The sequence below is a fragment of the Propionibacterium ruminifibrarum genome (assembly GCF_900289195.1).
GTDB classification, from domain to species: Bacteria; Actinomycetota; Actinomycetes; order Propionibacteriales; family Propionibacteriaceae; genus Propionibacterium; species Propionibacterium ruminifibrarum.
The window spans coordinates 1-18,317 of record NZ_OMOH01000003.1 but is presented as its reverse complement, the minus strand read 5'-3'; the positions used below and the strand labels follow the sequence as shown (position 1 = coordinate 18,317).

Here is an 18,317-nt window from a genome sequence, read left to right as displayed (position 1 = left end):
GCGGGCGTGCGAGGTGCAACAGCCGGGGGCGCCGGCCGGCGCGGGCGCTCACCAGTTGATGGCGCGGGGCGCGATCATGTCCTCGGCCAGGGTCGCCACCATGACCGCCTTGATCGTGTGCATCCGGTTCTCGGCCTCGTCGAAGATGACATCGGCGTTGGCCTCGAAGACGTCGTCGCTGACCTCGAGAGCGCTCATGCCGGTGGCCTCGTGGATCTGCCGTCCGATGGTGGTGCCCAGGTCGTGGAAGGCGGGCAGGCAGTGCAGCACCTTGACGTCGGCGTTGCCGGTGGCCTCGAGCAGGGCGCGATTGACCTGGTAGGGGCGCAGCAGCTCGATGCGCTCGTTCCAGACCTCCACCGGCTCGCCCATCGAGACCCACACGTCGGTCGAGACGAAGTCGACGCCCTCGACGGCACCAAGGTCATCGGTGATGGTCAGGCGGGCACCCGTGGTCTCGGCGATACGAGCCGCCGTGGCCCGCACCCCGGAGTCGTTCTGCAGCTGCTTCGGCGCGATGACGCGCATGTCCATGCCCGACAGGGCACCGGAGACGAGGTGGGAGTTCGCCTCGTTGAAGCGGGCGTCTCCGATGTAGGCCACGGAGATCTCGGCCAGGGGGCGGCCCGTGTGCTCGGTCATCGTGAGCTGGTCGGCGAGCATCTGGGTGGGGTGCCACTCGTCGGTCAGCCCGTTCCAGACGGGGACGCCGGCCTTGGCGGCGAGCTCCTCGACGCGCTCCTGCCCGAAACCCCGGTACTCGATGCCGTCGAACATGCGGCCCAGCACGCGCGCGGTATCCGCGATGGACTCCTTGTGGCCGAGCTGGGAGCCGGAGGGGTCGAGATAGGTGACGTGGGCGCCCTGGTCATGGGCGCCCACCTCGAAGGCGCACCGGGTCCGCGTGGAGGTCTTCTCGAACAGCAGCGCGATGTTCTTGCCGACGAGGTGCTGGCGTTCGGCGCCGGCCTTCTTCGCGGCCTTCAGCTCACTGGCGAGACGCAGGAGCCAGGCCCACTCCTCGGGAGTGAAGTCGGCCTCCTTCAAGAAGCTGCGGCCGCGCAGATCGACTGACATGTTTCCCCCTCACCTCGCGTGGGCTGAACACTCTACCGGGCACGGGCCGCCCGGCCCGCCAGGCGAACCCCGTTACCCGTCCGGCTTGCACTTTTTCCCGAAACCGGGTAGCACTGGACCAACGTAGGAGCGATCAATGAGGGTGGCTTCATCGAAGTGTGCGCTACGTAGCTGACGTTCGCGGCGCTCTCTTCACCTCGGTCGTGGCCCGTCCGGGCCGTGCACCTCTGCGCTGAGGAAGGAGAACTCGACATGGTGGCGCGCAACGAGGGGCGCCCGAGAACCGGCGAAGAGTACGAGTGGATGATGCACGCCGCATGCCGCGGCATGGGCGACGATCTCTTCCCCGAGGCCTCGGCGCAGCAGAGCGCGAGGGGCATCTGCACGAAATGCCCCGTCCGGAGGGAATGCCTGGCGGTCGCTCTCGACGACCGGATCGAGTGGGGCATCTGGGGCGGCATGACCGAGCGCGAACGGCGTGCGCTGCTGCGCGAGCGTCCCGGCGTGAAGAGCTGGTGGGACGCCTTCGGTCTGGGCACCATCAAGGCCGCCATGTCAGGCGGCGGCCCCGGCACGGCACCGGGCCGTACCGTGCGCACGGCGTCCTTCGATACGGCGAGAATCGGCGTTGCCACGGCAGGGCGCCTCACCGACGACTCCCCCTTCCCCACTCCCCAGAGCGGCCGCCGCACGCGGGGTACCGGGTGCGGGTCGGCGCCGGGGCCGGGAACGGCGCACCGGGGGACCCGCCGGGGACACGCATGAGACGAGCCAACCTCGTCTTCGTCTGCCTGGGCAACATCTGCCGCTCCACGATGGCCGAGCAGGTGGCCAGGGCGAAGGCCGCCGAGGCCGGCGTCGTGCTGCGCATCGGTTCGGCGGGGATCAGCGGTGAGGAGCACGGCAACCCCATCGATCCGCGTGCGGCGCGCTGCCTGCTGACCCACGGCTACGAGCCGGGCCACCACCTCGCCCACCGCATCACCCGGGACGAACTCGGGGCGCGCCTGCTCGTCGCGATGGAGTCCTACCAGGTCGACCGGCTCGTCACGATGGGGGCCGCGGCCGGTACGGTACGCCTGCTCACCGATTTCGTCCCCGGCCGCGAGGGCACCGACGTGCCCGACCCCTGGTACGGCGGCCCGGCTGGTTTCGAATCGACCCTTGAGGTCATCGAGGCGGCCATGCCGGCGCTGCTGGCCGAGACGAGCACCTGGTGAGCCGCCGGGCCGGGCCACCGCCGTCAGACGCGAGTCCCGAAGTGGCATGCGTTTTTCGGCGACCCGTCCGTTGAGAACTCGCCCACAGCCCCTCCCCTGCTCCACGCCGAGCCTCGGTAGGCTTGGCACATGAGCATTCTCCTGTCCGGCGCCGACCCGCGCGAACTGCCCGAGCCCGTCGTGGCGCGGTTCGCCAAGGCCGCGGGCGCGCGCAGCGGACGGGTCGGGATCATCGTCGGCGGCGACCGGGGACCAGAGCAGTTCGATGCTCTCGCCGCCCGGCTGGGCGACGCGGGAGCGGTCGAGGCCGAAGCCCTCCGTCTCGTACCCGGCGAGCCGCTGGCGCTGCCGGACGACCTCGGGCAGCTGAGCGGACTCGTCGTCACCGACGTCGACGGCGCCGCCTGGCTCGAAGCGCTCGGCGAGCGTCGCGCAGCGCTGGCCCGCGCGATCCGCGGTGGGCTCGCCTACCTGGGGCTGGGTGCCGGAGCACGCCTGGTCGCCAAGCACGCCATCGTCTCCGGCTCGCTCTCCGGTGGCCGCCGGGTCGCCGCAGAGACCTCGGGCGCGGGCGATGTCGTCATGGCCGAGGGCCTGGCCATCATCGGCACGACGGTCGAGACCTGCACCGACACCCACCACCGCCTGGAGCGGGCGATCACCGCCGTCATCACGAGTGCCGCATCGTACGCGGTGGCCCTCGACGAGGGCGTGACGCTCCTCATCGACCCGGTCAGCGGCTCCTTCGACGCGCTCGGTGACGGCATCGTCCAGTGGCTGCACTGCGACGGCGGAGACGTACGCATCCGACGCACACGCGCCGTCCCCTTCCCCACCACGAGCAACGACAACACCGCTGCGGCCCCCGCCGCGGGTGAAGCAGACCCCTCCCCGGAGCCGGCCGGGGCCAATTCGTCACCATCCGCCAGTGGGGAGGCCACCTGATGCCCATGAAGATCCTCGTCGTCGACGACGACCAGGCCGTCCGCGACTCCCTCGCCAGGTCGCTGCACTACAGCGGCTACGAGGTCGAGACCGCCGAGGACGGCGTCGACGCGCTCGCCAAGCTCTCCGCCCAGCGCCCCGACGCCATCGTCATGGACGTGATGATGCCCCGCCTGGACGGGCTCGAGACGACGCGCATGCTGCGCGCCAGCGGCAATGACGTGCCCATCCTCGTCCTGACGGCCCGGGACGCCGTGGGCGACCGCGTGGACGGGCTCGATGCCGGCGCCGACGACTACATGGTCAAGCCCTTCGCGCTCGACGAGCTGCTCGCCCGGCTGCGCGCCCTGACCCGGCGCAACCACCCGGATCAGTCCCAGGCCGATGAGACGTTGACCTTCTCGAACCTGCGTCTGTCGCCGACCACCCGCGAGGTCACCCGGGGCGGCCGGCACATCACGCTGACCCGCACCGAGTTCGCGCTGCTGCAGACCTTCATGAAGAACCCGACGAAGGTGCTCGAACGCAGCTGGCTGCTCAACGAGGTCTGGGGCTTCGAGTTCCCCACCACGGCCAACTCGCTCGAGGTTTACATCGGCTATCTGCGCCGCAAGACCGAGCAGGGCGGCGAGCCGCGCCTCATCCACACGGTGCGCGGCGTCGGCTACGTCCTGCGTGAAGCAGAATCGTGAGACGATTCATCATCCGGCTCCGCCGGATCTCCAAGCGCAGCGGACGCGACCTGCAGCAGAAGTTCAGCGTGCTCATGGCCCTCGCCGTCGCCGTGGCGGTGGCCGCCGTCGGGCTGACGACCTACGTCGTCACCCAGCGCGCCCTCTACGATGAGATCGACGAGGAGCTGGTCACGGCGGCCGGCTACATGGTCACGCCGATCCAGTCCGATGTGACGAGCCTGGGCGGGCTGAACAGCACCTCGCTGGCCGCGGCCAATGTGAACATCGTCCTCGTGAAGTCCGACCGGACGATCCTTCGCGTGCAGGACGAACAGGTCTCGATCGAACCCGGCGATCCCGAGCTCCGTGTCGCCCGCGTCCAGTACGGGAAATCGGCTCGCACCGTCGAGCTGGGCTCCACCCACACCAAGTACCGCCTCGTGGCGGTGCCGATGGCCTCCGAGGACAGCGCCGGCTACGCCCTCGTCCTGGCCCGCCCGCTCGGTCCGGTGCTGAGCACCATCGACACCCTGCGCACCGTCATCCTGTGGATCGGTCTGGCCTTCGTGGTACTGGCCGCCTTCCTGGGCTTCCGGGCCGGCGCCAGGGTCATGCGGCCGTTGCGTCAGCTCTCCGACGCCGTGCGACACGTCATCGCCACCGACAGGTTCACCCCCATCGGTTCCACCAGGGATGACGAACTGGGTGACCTGTCACGCAGTTTCGACCAGATGATGATCTCGCTGGAGTCCAGCCGGGAACGACAGAAGCGGCTCATCGCCGATGCCGGCCACGAGCTGCGCACCCCGCTCACCTCGATGCGCACGAACATCGAGCTGCTCGTGGCGGACGAGAACACCGGCATGCTGCCGCCCGGCGCACGCGCCGAGATCCTCGATGACGTGGCGGCTCAGCTGGGCGAGTTCACCTCGCTCGTCGGTGACCTGGTGCAGCTCAGCCGCGACGAGGTGGTACTGCCCAGTCCCGAACCGCTCGACTTCGCGAACGTCGTCGACGCCGCCGTGACGAGGGCGAAACGGCGCGGCAAGGGCCTCACCTTCGATGTTCGCACCGAGTCGTACTTCGTCGTCGGCGAGCCGGACAACCTCGAGCGGGCGGTGACGAATCTGCTCGACAACGCGGTGAAGTTCAGCCCCGAGGGCGGCACGGTCCACGTCGATCTCACCGGCGGCACCCTGACCGTCTCGGACGAGGGGCCCGGCATCGCGCCCGACGACCTGCCGCACATCTTCGACCGGTTCTACCGTTCCAACAAGGCGCGGAACACCCCGGGAACCGGCCTGGGGCTGTCGATCGTGGCGCACACGGTCGGTGCGCACGGCGGCATGGTCGGGGCGGACAACGCCCCGGGCGGGGGCGCCATGTTCACCCTGTACCTTCCCCCCGCCCCGCCGGAGGCCCTTGCGGAGGGCGAGGGCGAGTGACGCGCTGCTCGGCGTGGGGCCGACCCCGTGCCGAGCAGCGTCGGTACGCCTACGGCCGTGACGGGCAGCAGGGCCACGGCCACGCGCAGACTGACCGCGTCACCGATGGCCCCGATGATTACGGAGAAGAGCACCAAGCCGACTCGCATCACCCAGGGGACGAGCAGGCCGCCCGGCCGCAACCGCCCCCGCGGGCCGGGAGGACGCGATGTCTGAGAACGTGCGGGCGCGGATCAGCTCGATCCGGGGGCGTGCGCGGCGATGTAGGCGTTGAGGTCGCGCGGGTTGCGTGACTGCACCAGCACCCTGCCGGGGCCGGTGAACAGGAAGACGAAACCCTCGCCGCTCTTCACCGTGCGCCACAGGCTCTTGCTGGACTGGCGCAGTTCGACGTTCATGCTCATGTCGTACGAGACGACATGGCCGGTGTCGATGATGACCTGCTCGCCGGGGCCGAGGTCCATGACGTCGAGGGCGCCGTAGACGCTCACCAGCGCCTGCCCCTCGCCGAAGGCGCGCAGACCGAAACCGCCCTCCCCGCCGAGGAGATTGCGGGCGCCGGCCCACTTCGTCTCGGTGGAGACGCCGAAGGAGCTGGCCACCCAGCTGCCCCGGGTGATGAACTGGTCGTGGTTGGGCACGATGGGCAGGGCGATGATGTCGCCGGGCAGGGTGCCCACGACATCGGCCCACCCGCCCTGCGGGGGCGCGGTGACGGTCGAGACGAAGAAACTCTCACCGCTCAGCACCGAACGTTTCAGGCCTTTCATGACGCCGCCCCCGGTCGTCGCGTCGACGGTCATGGCCGCGCTGTAGGCCATGAGGGCGCCGCTCTGCACGGTGACTGGTTCGTTGCCCGCAAGCAGAAGACGGGCCACGCCGAACGAGGGGGTGTGCCGAAGTTGGATTTCCATGCGCCCAGTCTTTCAGAGTGCCACGCCCAGCGCTCACGCAGCGGGCAGGAACCGGGGGGGCACCGGCTGCCGCGCGGCGCCGTGCGGGGCGGCGGCTCCGCCGCGGCACCCGAACGCGGGGCCGCCTCGCGCCCGGGTCACGATGCGCACGGGCGATGCCCTGCACGGGACGGGCCCGTCCAGTGGGGGTTGCGCCCTCCGGGGCGTGACCGCGGACGGATGCCCGGCACGTGCTCGGGCAGGCTCAGCCGGGCGCCGCGGCGGTCTGCGCGGGCCACTGCGGGTGCCAGCAGCAGTTCGACCCGGTAACGATGGGGCCGATAGGGCTCGAGGGCCTGCTCGGCCGCCTCGCCGTCGCCCCGGTGCCCGGTGAGCGCCACGGCCATGAGCCGCGGGACGTGGAAGTCGTCGACGCTCCACGCATCGGGATCGCCCCAGGCCCACTGCAGCACCCTGGCCGCCGACCACGGCCCGATGCCCGGGATCGTCCGCAGCAGCCGGGCACGCTCCGCCCCGCTCCCGGCGCCAGTGAGGGCGCGTTCGAGTGAGGCGCAGCGGCGCATGGCGGCGACCAGCACGGCCGCGCGTCGTCCGTCGACGCCGGCGCGGGTGAACGCGAAGCTCGGCACGGTGCACCACTCGTGGGCGCCTGGTGGCACCCTCATGCGAGCGGCCCGCTCCCCTAGTGGCCCCGCGGGTAGGGGCGGGACCCGCCCGTACCCGGTGATGAGCCGGCGCAGACCGCCGAAGGCTTCGGGCACGGTGACCTTCTGCTCGATGACGGCGGGGGCGAGCGCCTCGGCGAGGTTGTCGGTGGCGCCGATGCGCAGGCCCCGGTCGGCGGCGTGCGCGGCCGCCAGCACCGGGTTGAGCGCGGCCAGGGCCTCGAAGCCGGCCGGATCGTCGTGGCAGCCGAGCAGGCGGGGCGCCTGTTCGAGGGACCACGTGGCGCCCGGGCCCCAGGCGCTCACGCGCACATCGGGCCCGTCCCCGGCCAGCTCGACCAGGGCCGGCCCCTGCAGAGTGCCGGTGGCTCGCAGCCAGTGCCGCGGCCCGAGTCTTTGGTGGGTGGGGTCGGCCGGGCCCTTGGCGATGCGCCTGAGCATCGCGTCGAGCCGATGCGCGGCACCCCTGACGGTGCGCCGCCCGCCCGCCCGGGCGGTTGCGCGCCCGACGTTCACCTCTGTCGTGGTCATGGCCCTGACGGTAGGCGCCGGCACCGACAGTTCTGGGGACGCCGAGCCGGGTTGTCCACAGGAGTTGTCCACAATGTGTACAACTCACACGCCTGTAATTACGTCCGTGTCGGGGTCCTCGGGCGGGACGAAACCCCAACCCACGGGCCGGATCCTGTTCGCACCAGCTCGCGCACGCGACGCCAGAGGGTGCTCTGCACAGGCGTTTCACTAGGTGTTTCACCCTGTTCAGCGGGTTTTTCCACAAGGGTTGTCCACAGTGTGTACAACAACATCGGTGTAACTCAGCCGACCGGCCACGACGGCGCATCCGGTCATCCCATGGCCCGTGCCCCGTCGCGGCTGAGTCGTCCGAGCGCCGGCATCTGGCACACTTGGATGCGCCGACTTCGGATTCCAATGGAGGAATATCGTGACCCCGCCCATCGCCACGCTCCTGCTGGACGCTGACGGTGTGACTCAGCACAACCCGAATTTCGCCTCGGGCATGGAGCGCCTGTTCGGGGACAGGGCGACCCTGGCGGAGATCCTGCGGCTGGAGCCCCCCTCCTTGGACGGCACCACCGACCTGCGCGCCGCGATCACCTCGTTCATCGCCGACAAGGACGTCGACGTCGACCCCGACGAGGTGCTCAACGTCTGGCACGAGACCCACACGGTGCCCGGCGTCTTCGACCTGCTCGACGAGGTGCGCAGGCACGGCGTGCGCGTCTACCTGGCGACCAACCAGCAGCCCCGGCGCGGCAGGCGAATGATCGCCGAGAAGGGCTACGAGCTGCACACCGACGGGGCCTTCTACTCGTACCAGATGGGAGTTGCCAAACCCGATCCGCGCTTCTTCCAGATCATCCTCGACGAACTCGGGTGCGACCCGCGAGCAACCCTGTTCGTCGATGACGTCGGTGAGAACGTCGCGGCCGCCCAGACCCTCGGCATCCGGGGGGTGCTCTTCGACAGGGACTCGGGCACGAGGGGCCTGCGCGCAGTCCTGCTGGAGCACGGCCTCATCGGCTCCTGACAGGCCACGGCCCCCTGACCGCCCGGGGCCGGCGAGGATTTCACCCGGTCCGGTTCCGTCGTTACGATGGGGACATCGGCGGGGCACGGGCCGCCGACAGCACCTGATGCCGCGACGGGGCGGCACCGAGGCGGACTGCGTCCGTCAGGTGCGGCAAACGATCCAGAGGTCCTTGATGAGCCGATATGTGCTGGCGCCCGGCTCCTTCGCGGAGTCACTGACGCCCGTCGAAGCCGCCGGGGCGATGGCCGCCGGCGTCCACGACGCCGATCCCGGCGCCGAAACCACCTGCTGCCCCGTGGGTGACGACGGGGCGGGTCTCGCCCAGACCCTGGCGTCCGCGCTCGGCGCCGAGCCGGTCGCCGTGCCCGTCCACGACGCCGTGGGGAAACCGGTCACCGGGGTCATCCACCATGCCGGTGGCACCGTCGTCCTCGACGCCGCCAGCGCCTGCGGCCTGGAGCTGGTGGAACCGGCCCGCCGCGACGTTCTCGGCTCCGACTCGTACGGGGCCGGCGAGCTCATCAGCGCCGCGCTCGACGCCGGGGCGCGCAGGCTCGTGATCGGGCTGGGGGAAACCGCCACCAACGACGGCGGCGCCGGGATGCTGGCCGCACTCGGGGTGCGGTTCCTCGACGCGAGGGAGGAACCGGTCGCAACGACACCCGCGGGGTTGGCGCGTCTGGCCAGTGTCGACGTCAGTGGCCTGGACCCCCGGCTGGCGGACCTCGAGGTCGAGGCCGTCTGCGACGTCGACGCGCCCCTGCTCGGCGCACACGGGACGAGCGCGACGACCGGCCCGCGGAAAGGCGCGACACCACAGCACGTCACCCTGCTCGACACCCTGCTGACCCGCCTGGCGGCACTGTGCGGAACCCGCGGTGTCTCGATCTCTGCGGCCCCCGGCGCCGGTGCCGCCGGCGGCCTGGGCTGGGCGATCCTCACCTTCCTCAACGGCCGGATGCGTTCGGGCGTCGACCTCGTCATCGAGGCCAGCGGCCTGCACGCCGCCCTGCCGGGCGCCACGGCGGTGCTCACCGGCGGGGACGTCATCGGCGTCCATGGGCCCGCCGGTTCCACGGCCTCCGGCGTCGCCGCGGCAGCCGGCGAACCGAGGGTCCCGGTCGTCGTCTTCACCGGGCCCGTCCCCGCCGACGCCGGCGCGCTGCTCGATCATGGCGTGGCCGAACTCGTGGCCGTCGCGCCGCCCGAGGACGCGACACCGGGTGGGGACGAAGACACTGGCCGGCAGCTTCGCGCCGCGGTCGCGGACTGGGTGCGTGCGCGGCGCTGAACCGGTCAGGCCTCGATGTCGAGCAGCTCGGCGGTCAGCGACCAGACGCGTTCGGCGAGCCTGCGGTTGCGGGCCTGCGCAGTGGTCCTGCCGCGCGTGCGGCCGGCATAGTAGGCGCCCGGCTCCCAGTCCTCGCCGGGCGTGCCCTCGGCGAGGATGACCAGGTTCTCGGCCGCCGCGGCGGGCTTGGTCATGAGGAGCCCGCCCAGCCGCGAGCGATACCACCAGCCGAGCCAGCCGCCGACGTCGTGGGCGAAGCCGCTGGCGACGACGCCGGGGTGGAAGCTGATGGCGTTGATGCCGAGGTCCCCGAAGCGCCGCTGCAGCTGATGCGTGAAGAGGATGTCGAGCAGTTTCGAGTTGGCGTAGGCGCGCAGCACGCCCCAGCCCTTCTCGAGCTGCAGGTCATCCAGGTCGAGCCGGGCGAAACGGTGCCCGACCGAAGCCGTGGTGATGATCGCGGCCTGTGACAGGGCGAGCCTGGGCATGAGCAGGTTCGTCAGTAGGAAGGGCGCCAGGTAGTTCACCTGGAAGTCCTGCTCGTAGCCGTCGGCGGTGACGCGACGCCGCGGGGCGCTGGCCCCTGCATTGTTGATGAGCACGTCGATCCGCTCGTACCGCTCATCGAGCTGGCGGGCGAGTTCACGCACCTGGTCGAGGTGGTTGAAGTCGGCGAGGAAGTAGTCGGCGCCGATCGGGCGGGCGACGTCGGCGGTGCGCTGGGGGTTGCGGCCGACGAGCACCACCTTCTCGTCCCGCGCGGCGAGTTGGCGTGCGGCTTCGGCGCCGATGCCATTGCTCGCCCCGGTGATGACCATCGTGCGTCCACTCATGGGCACCAAGTCTAGGGGCGGGCGGTCCACGATGTCCGTCGTTGCGGGAAGCCGACCGGGTGGTCGGCGGCGGCCGTCCGCCCGCGATCAGGGCGACGGGCCCGGCGGCAGGACCCGTGCGCTGCTCAGGTCCACTCCGGGCTGGCGATGATCTCCCCGTGCGGCATGCAGAACCAGCCATCCGGGTTGGCTCCCCAGTGCTCCCAGCCCTGTGCGATCTGCTCCACCTGGTCCGGTGTGCAGCCCTGCTCGGCGGCCTGGGCCGCGAAATTCGAGCGCCGCACCCGCTCGGCCTGGCTGCGCGCCCACCACGAGCGGGAGTCGTCGTCGGCGTAGGTCCACGTGGATGCACCGGCGCTGATCACGCGGAGCCCGGCCGTGTTGGCCCACGAGAGCAGGCGGCGTCCGGCGTCGGGTTCGCCGCCATGGGCCCTGGCCCCGGCGCTGTAGATCTCCCGCCAGAAACTCAGTGCCGCGCTGGCCGGGAACCAGTGCATGCCCGCGTAGTCGGCGTCGCGCGCCACGACGACGCCGCCGGGCGCGCACATCTGTCCCATGACCTGCAACGCTGCGACGGGATCGGCCAGGTGCTGGAGCATCTGGTGGGCGTGGACGACGTCGAAGGTGCCCGCCTCGACTGGCGGGGCGAAGACATCGCCGACGAGGAACCGGGTCCGCTCATCGCCCCGGGCGGCCGCTGCCCGGGTCGCTGCCTCGATGGCTGCGGGAGCGGCGTCGACGCCGACCACCTGCCCCGTCGGGCCGACGATTCTCGCCAGGTCGAGGGTGATCGACCCCGGGCCGCACCCCAGGTCGAGAACCCTGTGACCGGGCTTGAGCCGGTCGAGGAAGTAGCCGCAGCTGTCGGCCGCCGTCCTGACGGCGTGGGAGGCCAGCACGCTCTGGTCGTGGCCGTGACTGTAGTCGGCCAGGGCTGAATCGTCGGTCGCTGTGATCATCTGTACTCCGCGAGTCGGGTCCTGCGTCGGATGGCCGGGCCGGCCCGATGAACCGGCTGGGCGCAGGGCCTGGGGTGTCCATCACCCGTGCCCTGACAAGGAGTCTGTCACTCATCGGCCGGGCCTCGTGCCCGATCCCACGAATACACCTCGGCATCCGGCCTCGCCTGCGCGGCGAGGGCGGGAGCGGCTCGGGGCCGGGGCCTCGGCCGGTCCCCGGGCGCCGCGGAACCTGCACCCTGCCCGGCACGAGCCGGGCCGGACGCAGTTGTGGCCGCACCCCAGGGGTGCGGCCACAACCAGTTCTCGGGGGTCTCGCCGGTTCAGGCGGCGACGACCTCGATGGTGATGCGCAGCTTCACCGCATCGGTGAGCTTGATCTGGACGGCGTGGGGGCCGAGGTGCTTGATCGGCTTGACCGGCGTGATCGCGCGCTTGTCGAGGGCCGGGCCGCCGGCCTTCTTGACGGCGACGGCGATGTCCGAGCCGGTGACGGCGCCGAACAGCTTGCCCGACGGCGAGACGTTGGCCGGCACCTGGACGGTCAGCGCCTCGAGCTGCTCGCGCAGCTGCAGGGCGTGTTCGTTGTCGCGGATCGCGCGCGCGTTCCGCGCCCGCTGGATGCCCTCGATCTGCTTGGCGGTGCCGCGGTTGTAGGCGATCGCGTAGCCCTGGGGCAGCAGGTAGTTGCGGCCGTAGCCGTCCTTGACCTCGACGACATCTCCAGCGACGCCGAGGTGCTGGACGGCGGACGTGAGAATGAGCTTCATATCAGTGATTCCCCTTCTCAGCGGTTGTTCGAGGTGTAGGGCAACAGGGCCATCTCGCGGGCGTTCTTGATCGCGATGGCGACCTTGCGCTGGTCCTGGACGGACAGGCCGGTCACGCGGCGGGCGCGGATCTTGCCGCGTTCGGAGATGAACTTGCGCAGCGTGGCGGTGTCCTTGTAATCGATGTTGTCGACATGGGTCGTCTTGATGGGGGCGACCTTCTTCTTGTTCACAGACTTGCGCTGTGGACCGGCCATTGTGGTGCTCCTTCAGTCGTGCGGGACCGGCTGGCGGTCCCATGAGCCCGGTGTCCTACCACCGGAATGTGCCTTGGTTCTGTTCATGGGTGAAGGCTGACGGCCTCGCCGTGGCGGGGCCCGGCCTGTGCTCAGAACGGCGGTTCGTCGCTCTGGGCGTTGGCCCACGGGTCGTTGACCTGCTGGGCCTGACCGCCGCCCTGGGAGCCCTGGCCCCAGTCCTGCTGGCCGCCGGGGGCCTGCTGCTGGTAGCCGGACTGCTGCTGGCCGCCGCCGTACGAGGACTGCGCCCCGCCGCCGGACCAGTTGCCACCGCCACCACCGGACGGGGTGCGGGTGACGCGGGCCGTGGCGTAACGCAGCGAGGGGCCGATCTCGTCGACCTGCACCTCGAACACCGTGCGGCGGTTGCCCTCACGGTCGTCGTAGCTGCGGGCCCGCAGCCGGCCCTGCACGATGACCCGCATGCCCTTGGTCAACGACTCGGCCACGTTCTCGGCGGCCTGCCGCCAGACCGAGCAGTTGAGGAACATCGCCTCGCCGTCGCGCCACTCATTGGTCTGACGGTCGAAGGTGCGCGGCGTGGACGCCACCGTGAAATTGGCGACGGCCGCCCCCGACGGGGTGAAACGCAGCTCGGGGTCAGCGGTGAGATTACCGACGAGTGTGATCTGGGTCTCGCCTGCCATGGTGTGCCTTCTCTCTGTCCTTGCTCTTGTCCTGGGGTTCTGGGCCTCGCTCCGCCCGGCGACCCCGACGTGAGTCAGTGTGTCGCGGAAGCCGCCGTTTCGTCGCTGCGGGCCCGAGGAACCCGGATCAGGCGTCGGTGCGCAGGACCTTCGTCCGAAGGATCTGCTCGTCGATCGACATGAGACGGTCGACCTCGGTGACGGCCGCGGGCTCGGCGGTCACCGTGCAGACCACGTAGTGGCCCTCGGTCTTCTTGTCGATCGGGTAGGCCAGGTGACGGCGCCCCCAGATGTCGACGTTGTCGACAGTGGCGCCTTCGGCGACCAGTCGCTGGCTGTACTTGTCAACGATGGGCTGCAACTGCCGGTCGTCGACATCAGGGCTGATGATGGCCATGATCTCGTAGGTACGCATTGCGAACTCCACCTCCTTCGGTCTCGGCGGCCATGAGCGGGTCCCATGGCAGGAGGGCAAATGCTCGGCCACGCACAGGGGCGCGGCCGAGACCCGAGTCTACGCGACAGGACTCGGGTTGGCGAAGCGGCGGCAACCGATCCGAAACATTGCCCCAGGAACCGCCCCCGGCGCCGGCCCCAGGACCGGGCGGCACCCGCGGGCACGGACGTCGTCCACCGCCCCCTTCCACCGGTCACTGTGGACGACCTGAGCCGGTTCTGTCACCGCGAGCAGAACATCAGCCCGTTCTCCCATGAGGCAAGCCTGGCCTTGCACTTCCGTGCGCATTCGTTGTCCGACGACCCTTGTGCACGAAGACTTCAAGGGGAACACGTTCATCGTTTCCACGAAGGAGCTTTCATGAGCACGTTCCGCCGTGACTCGGCACTGACCAACGAACAGCGCGCCCGGGCGCTCGATGACCTGACCGGCCCGGAGGGCCTCGACATCCTCGTCGTGGGAGGCGGCATCACGGGCGCCGGTATCGCCCTCGACGCCGCGGCCCGGGGGCTGCGCACCGGCATCGTCGAGATGGGCGACTGGGCCTCCGGCACCTCGAGCTGGTCGTCCAAGCTGGTGCACGGCGGCCTGCGCTACCTCTACCAGCTCAACTTCGCCCTCGTGCACGAGGCACTGACCGAACGCGGCCGGCTGCTCACCCACAACGCGCCCCACCTGGTCAAGGCCCAGCCCTTCCTGTGGCCCCTCAAGCACGAGTACGAGCGCGTCTACTCGGCGGTCGGCGTCGGCATGTATGACGCCCTGGCGGTCGCCGGCGCCCGCGGCCGCCGCACGGTCCCGCTCCAGCAGCACCTGACCCGCAAGGGCACCGCGGCACTGGCCCCGGCCCTCGACACGAGCAGGCTCGCAGGCGCCATCCGCTTCTACGACGCCCGGGTCGACGACGCGCGCCTGGTCATCGACCTGGTCCGCACGGCCGTTGCCCATGGCGCCGCGGCCGCGAACCGCACCAGGGTCGACGGCTACCTCACCGACGACCACGGCCGCGTCATCGGCGCCCATGTCGTCGACCTGGTCACCGGCGCCGAGCACGACATCCACGCCGACCAGACGATCAACGCGACCGGCGTGTGGACCGAGCAGACGCAGAACCTGGCCACCCAGGACGGCGGCCTGAAGGTGCTCGCCTCGAAGGGCATCCACATCGTGCTGCCCAAGCAGGCCATCGACGCCGAAACCGGCATCTTCCTGCGCACCGAGAAGTCGGTGCTGTTCATCATCCCGTGGCCCGACTACTGGGTCATCGGCACCACCGACACCCCGTGGGAGGGCGACGTCGCCCGGCCCGTCGCCACGGCCGCCGACATCGACTACGTCCTCGACCATGCCAACGAGGTACTCGCGAAGAAGATCAGCCGCGACGACATCATCGGCGTCTACGCCGGCCTGCGCCCCCTGCTGCAGCCCCAGCTCAAGCCGGGCACCGAGGCCTCCTCGGCGAAGGTGTCCCGCGAGCACACGGTCAGCCGTGTCCTCCCGGGTCTGACCTCGATCGCCGGCGGAAAACTGACGACCTACCGGGTCATGGCCGCCGACGCCGTCGACTTCGCGCTCGGCGAGGCCAGGGCCCACGCACACCCGTGCGTGACGAAGGACCTGCAGCTCATCGGCGCCCCCGGCTACCACGACCTGGTGGCCGGCGCCGGTGACATCGCCCGCGAACGCGGCTGGACGCTGGCCCGCGTCATGCACCTGCTCGACCGCTACGGCGACGAGACCCCGGAGCTGCTGGCAACGATCGACGAGGACCCCGGCCTGGGCGTCCCCCTGGCCGCGGCACCCGGCTATCTGCGCGCCGAGGTCGCGTGGGCCGTCACTCACGAGGGCGCCGCCCACCTGGAGGACATCCTGCTGCGCCGGATCCGTCTCGACCTGGAGCAGCGCGACCGCGGCCTGGGCGCCGCCGACGAGGTCCTTCAGATCGCCGGCCCGCTGCTGGGCTGGGACGACGCGCAGGCCGATGCCGAGAGGACGGCCTACGCCGAGCGCGTGGCGCAGCTCGCCGCGGCCGAGACCGAGCAGACGGACGAGGCCGCCGTGGCCCACCTGACCAGGCCGATCTGACCGGCGTCCGCCGTGCCGGACGCGTCCGCCCCACCAGGTGGGGCGGACGCACCAGGATCCAGCCCCCGCTGCGGGAGCCGACGGCTCGACGTCAGCGCGGCGGACCGGGGATGAGCACCTGGCCGTCCCGCGCCCAGGCCACGAGACCCCCGGCGAGGACCAGGGCGTCGAAGCCGCCCTCGCGCAGGACGCGGGCGGCCGCCGCGGCACGGGACCCGGTCGAACTCACGACGATGATCGGCTTGCTCGTCTCGGCCAGCGGATCGTCGCCCCAGATGGCGTCGACGGGTGAGGCGGCGAGGTCGCGCGGATCGACCAGGCGCGCGCCGGGCATGTGACCGCGCTCGTACTCGCGCCGGGCTCGCACGTCGATGACCACGGCCCCCGACGCCATCGCGTGCAGGGCCGTGGTGACGTCGACGTTGCCCTCGGCGGGTGCACCGCCCCCGTCGTCCTTCCTCCTGCGCAGCCAGCCCATGCCGTGATTCTAGGGGAGATCGGCCCGCCCGGCCCCGGGCCCGACGCCAGAGCCCTCCCCCGCTCGAGGGCACGCCGCCGTGCGGAGGCGCCCGGGACGCTGCGCGGCGCCTACCGCTTCGAGCTGGCGCTCAGGCGTCCCTCACCTGAGGGGCGTACAGTGGCGCGGTGACCCAGCAGCGCGTACGGATGCCCCGGGGCGTCATCATCCTCAGCGTCATCGCACTGTTCGTGGGGCTGGGTTTCGGCGTCATCGTGCCGGTGCTGCCCCTGTTCGCCGGCACCTTCCAGGCCAACGACTTCATGGTCGGCGTCGTCGTCTCCGCGTTCGCCGCGGTGCGCCTGGCGACGAGCCCGTTCAGCAATCAGGTGATGACCCGGATCGGGTCGCGCACCACGCTCGGCATCGGCCTGCTGCTCGTGGCCGTCTCGAGCGCCCTCATGGGCATCGCCCGCAACTACTGGTGGCTGCTCGGCTGGCGGGCCGTCGGCGGTGTCGGTTCGGCCCTGTTCACCGTCTCGTCGATGACCGTGCTCCTGGCCGTCGTGCCCGAGACGATGCGCGGGCGCGCGACCGGCTTCTACCAGAGCGGCTTCCTCATCGGGAGCATGGCGGGCCCCGCGGTCGGCGGCCTGCTGGCCGGTATCAGTCTGCAGGCGCCCTTCGAGTTCTACGCGATCACGCTGCTCATCGCCGGTGTCCTCGGTCTGACCCTGCTGCCGAGGACGCTGACCAGCCCGGACGCCCCGAGCACTTCGGACGCGGAGGCCCCGCAGGGGATCCCGATGCGCCGCGTGCTGCGCGACAGCCGCTACCAGGCCGCCCTCGTCGCGAACTTCGCCCAGGGCTGGAACTCCACCGGCGTGCGCAACGCGCTCATCCCGCTCGTCATCACGGCCGGGCTGGGACTGAGCGCCACCTGGACGGGCACCGTCTTCGCGATCGCCGCCGTCGTCCAGACCGTCGCGGTCATCCCGGTGGGCCGCTTCGTCGACACCGTCGGTCGCCGACCGGCGATGATCGTCGGCGGGCTCATCATGGCGGTCTCCCTCATGATGGTCCCGCTCAGCGGCTCGATCGGCCTGGTCATCGCCGTCCTGTGCGTCTACGCGGTCGGCGCCGCCGCCATGAGCACCGCCCCGGCGGCCAGCGTCGGGGACGCCACCGGAGGCGTGCAGGGAGGAACCGCGGTGGCGGTCTTCTCGATGTGCAACGACGGCGGCGCCATCATCGGGCCCCTCGTCGCCGGCGCCGTCTCCGACGCCTTCGGGCGCACCCCGGCCTTCACCGTGGGCGTGGCCTTCCTGCTTGTCAGCGCCCTCGTCTCGATACGCATGAGCCCCATGACGGTGACCGGGACTGCGCGCAGCCGGAATGTTTAGAGACACCGGGTGGCCCCGACCGGTTGTGCCGCTGCTGACCCGGACCCCGGCCGTGCAGTGGCGCGCGGGATGCACGGAGCGGACAGCGGGCGATTCGTTCCAATTGGTTCCCCGGATGAGGTGAACAGCAGCCCTGCCATGAGCCCGATGGACGCCGGTTCGGGGAGGCTGCCGAGAGTGCGCATTCACAGCCGTTCCGTTCGCGAAACGTCCCGTGGAGCAGTCCCCCACGTGGCGTAGAACGACGAGGAACCGAAGGGCGCTTCCAGCGAAATGCCGTGCGACGGGGGTTCGCCTGTCCCCTAGGGGTGTCTGTGGGTTTTCTGGGGGCGTGTCGGTGTCGGAATGTGCTGTCTGGGAGAGCGGTCTGGGCGGTAGCTTGCTGGCAGTTTGTGGCGGTTCCATGGTGGTGCCGCTCCTGTCCACCCCGCCCCGGGGGTTCGTGTGCCACTGGGGTCAGTATGCGAGGAGGCTGTGGCCGGTCATGGGTCCTGACCCCATCGAGGATGAAAGACTGTTCTTGGAGGACTACCGCAACCCGGATAATTACATACCCCAGGATCCGCTGCGAAATCGATCTCACATGGATGAGATTCCGTGATGAGGGTTCTTGTGGTGGTTTGT

General features: G+C 70.7%; 18 protein-coding genes and 1 pseudogene. 9 read left to right on the top strand and 10 right to left on the bottom strand.

The window, feature by feature from the left end:
- Window positions 1–48: 48 nt before the first annotated feature.
- A complete protein-coding gene (gene argF / locus PROPJV5_RS03780) occupies window positions 49–1,077 on the bottom strand; it encodes an ornithine carbamoyltransferase (RefSeq protein ID WP_119715024.1) in 1,029 nt (342 codons plus the stop codon).
- Between the two features lie 303 nt (window positions 1,078–1,380).
- Between argF and PROPJV5_RS12810 the strand changes: the two are divergent.
- The 5 genes and pseudogenes from PROPJV5_RS12810 to PROPJV5_RS03755 all read left to right on the top strand — a co-directional run.
- Window positions 1,381–1,599: pseudogene (locus PROPJV5_RS12810) on the top strand (WhiB family transcriptional regulator); the annotation flags it as partial.
- Window positions 1,600–1,838: 239 nt separating this feature from the next.
- On the top strand, window positions 1,839–2,297 hold the full coding sequence (locus PROPJV5_RS03770; RefSeq protein WP_119715022.1) for a low molecular weight protein-tyrosine-phosphatase: 459 nt from the start codon (window positions 1,839–1,841) through the stop codon (window positions 2,295–2,297).
- Between the two features lie 129 nt (window positions 2,298–2,426).
- On the top strand, window positions 2,427–3,242 hold the full coding sequence (locus PROPJV5_RS03765) for a type 1 glutamine amidotransferase family protein (RefSeq protein ID WP_119715021.1): 816 nt from the start codon (window positions 2,427–2,429) through the stop codon (window positions 3,240–3,242).
- 5 nt (window positions 3,243–3,247) lie between these two features.
- Window positions 3,248–3,934: a response regulator transcription factor gene (locus PROPJV5_RS03760; RefSeq protein ID WP_275403699.1), complete on the top strand. Its 687-nt coding sequence runs from the start codon at window positions 3,248–3,250 to the stop codon at window positions 3,932–3,934.
- A 74-nt stretch (window positions 3,935–4,008) separates the two neighbouring features.
- Complete coding sequence (locus tag PROPJV5_RS03755; RefSeq protein ID WP_119715288.1) at window positions 4,009–5,361, top strand: sensor histidine kinase; 1,353 nt, start codon at window positions 4,009–4,011, stop codon at window positions 5,359–5,361.
- Window positions 5,362–5,594: 233 nt separating this feature from the next.
- Here the strand turns inward: PROPJV5_RS03755 and PROPJV5_RS03750 are convergent, their stop codons facing one another.
- Both PROPJV5_RS03750 and PROPJV5_RS03745 read right to left on the bottom strand, forming a co-directional pair.
- Window positions 5,595–6,275 (bottom strand): TIGR00266 family protein, encoded by a 681-nt coding sequence (locus PROPJV5_RS03750; RefSeq protein WP_119715019.1) that lies wholly within the window; start codon window positions 6,273–6,275, stop codon window positions 5,595–5,597.
- A 137-nt stretch (window positions 6,276–6,412) separates the two neighbouring features.
- Window positions 6,413–7,471, bottom strand: a complete 1,059-nt coding sequence (locus PROPJV5_RS03745; RefSeq protein WP_147385333.1) for a DNA-3-methyladenine glycosylase family protein — start codon at window positions 7,469–7,471, stop codon at window positions 6,413–6,415.
- Between the two features lie 412 nt (window positions 7,472–7,883).
- Between PROPJV5_RS03745 and PROPJV5_RS03740 the strand changes: the two genes are divergently transcribed.
- Complete coding sequence (locus PROPJV5_RS03740; protein ID WP_119715017.1) at window positions 7,884–8,489, top strand: HAD family hydrolase; 606 nt, start codon at window positions 7,884–7,886, stop codon at window positions 8,487–8,489.
- A 175-nt stretch (window positions 8,490–8,664) separates the two neighbouring features.
- Window positions 8,665–9,783, top strand: coding sequence for a glycerate kinase family protein (locus PROPJV5_RS03735; protein ID WP_182858564.1), 1,119 nt, complete (start codon window positions 8,665–8,667; stop codon window positions 9,781–9,783).
- Window positions 9,784–9,788: 5 nt separating this feature from the next.
- Here the strand turns inward: PROPJV5_RS03735 and PROPJV5_RS03730 are convergent, their stop codons facing one another.
- The 6 genes from PROPJV5_RS03730 to rpsF all read right to left on the bottom strand — a co-directional run bounded on the left by PROPJV5_RS03730 (window position 9,789) and on the right by rpsF (window position 13,706).
- On the bottom strand, window positions 9,789–10,616 hold the full coding sequence (locus PROPJV5_RS03730) for an SDR family NAD(P)-dependent oxidoreductase (RefSeq protein ID WP_119715015.1): 828 nt from the start codon (window positions 10,614–10,616) through the stop codon (window positions 9,789–9,791).
- 125 nt (window positions 10,617–10,741) lie between these two features.
- Window positions 10,742–11,575, bottom strand: a complete 834-nt coding sequence (locus PROPJV5_RS03725) for a methyltransferase domain-containing protein (RefSeq protein WP_119715014.1) — start codon at window positions 11,573–11,575, stop codon at window positions 10,742–10,744.
- Between the two features lie 323 nt (window positions 11,576–11,898).
- On the bottom strand, window positions 11,899–12,345 hold the full coding sequence (gene rplI / locus PROPJV5_RS03720; protein ID WP_119715013.1) for a 50S ribosomal protein L9: 447 nt from the start codon (window positions 12,343–12,345) through the stop codon (window positions 11,899–11,901).
- 17 nt (window positions 12,346–12,362) lie between these two features.
- Entirely contained in the window at window positions 12,363–12,602 is a 240-nt protein-coding gene (gene rpsR / locus PROPJV5_RS03715) for a 30S ribosomal protein S18 (RefSeq protein ID WP_119161429.1), read from the bottom strand.
- Window positions 12,603–12,733: 131 nt separating this feature from the next.
- Window positions 12,734–13,291, bottom strand: a complete 558-nt coding sequence (locus PROPJV5_RS03710; RefSeq protein ID WP_119715012.1) for a single-stranded DNA-binding protein — start codon at window positions 13,289–13,291, stop codon at window positions 12,734–12,736.
- A 127-nt stretch (window positions 13,292–13,418) separates the two neighbouring features.
- A complete protein-coding gene (gene rpsF / locus PROPJV5_RS03705) occupies window positions 13,419–13,706 on the bottom strand; it encodes a 30S ribosomal protein S6 (protein WP_119715011.1) in 288 nt (95 codons plus the stop codon).
- A gap of 402 nt (window positions 13,707–14,108) precedes the next feature.
- Between rpsF and PROPJV5_RS03700 the strand changes: the two genes are divergently transcribed.
- The gene (locus PROPJV5_RS03700; RefSeq protein ID WP_119715010.1) at window positions 14,109–15,833 is read left to right on the top strand and encodes a glycerol-3-phosphate dehydrogenase/oxidase; all 1,725 of its coding nucleotides are present in this window, start codon (window positions 14,109–14,111) and stop codon (window positions 15,831–15,833) included.
- 91 nt (window positions 15,834–15,924) lie between these two features.
- On the opposite strand, the gene PROPJV5_RS03695 is transcribed toward PROPJV5_RS03700, so the two are convergent.
- Window positions 15,925–16,311, bottom strand: coding sequence for a rhodanese-like domain-containing protein (locus tag PROPJV5_RS03695; RefSeq protein WP_119715009.1), 387 nt, complete (start codon window positions 16,309–16,311; stop codon window positions 15,925–15,927).
- 167 nt (window positions 16,312–16,478) lie between these two features.
- Between PROPJV5_RS03695 and PROPJV5_RS03690 the strand changes: the two genes are divergently transcribed.
- Window positions 16,479–17,693 carry an MFS transporter gene (locus PROPJV5_RS03690; protein ID WP_239018384.1) on the top strand — a complete coding sequence of 405 codons (1,215 nt, stop codon included), beginning with the start codon at window positions 16,479–16,481 and terminating at the stop codon, window positions 17,691–17,693.
- The last annotated feature ends 624 nt before the right edge of the window (window positions 17,694–18,317 follow it).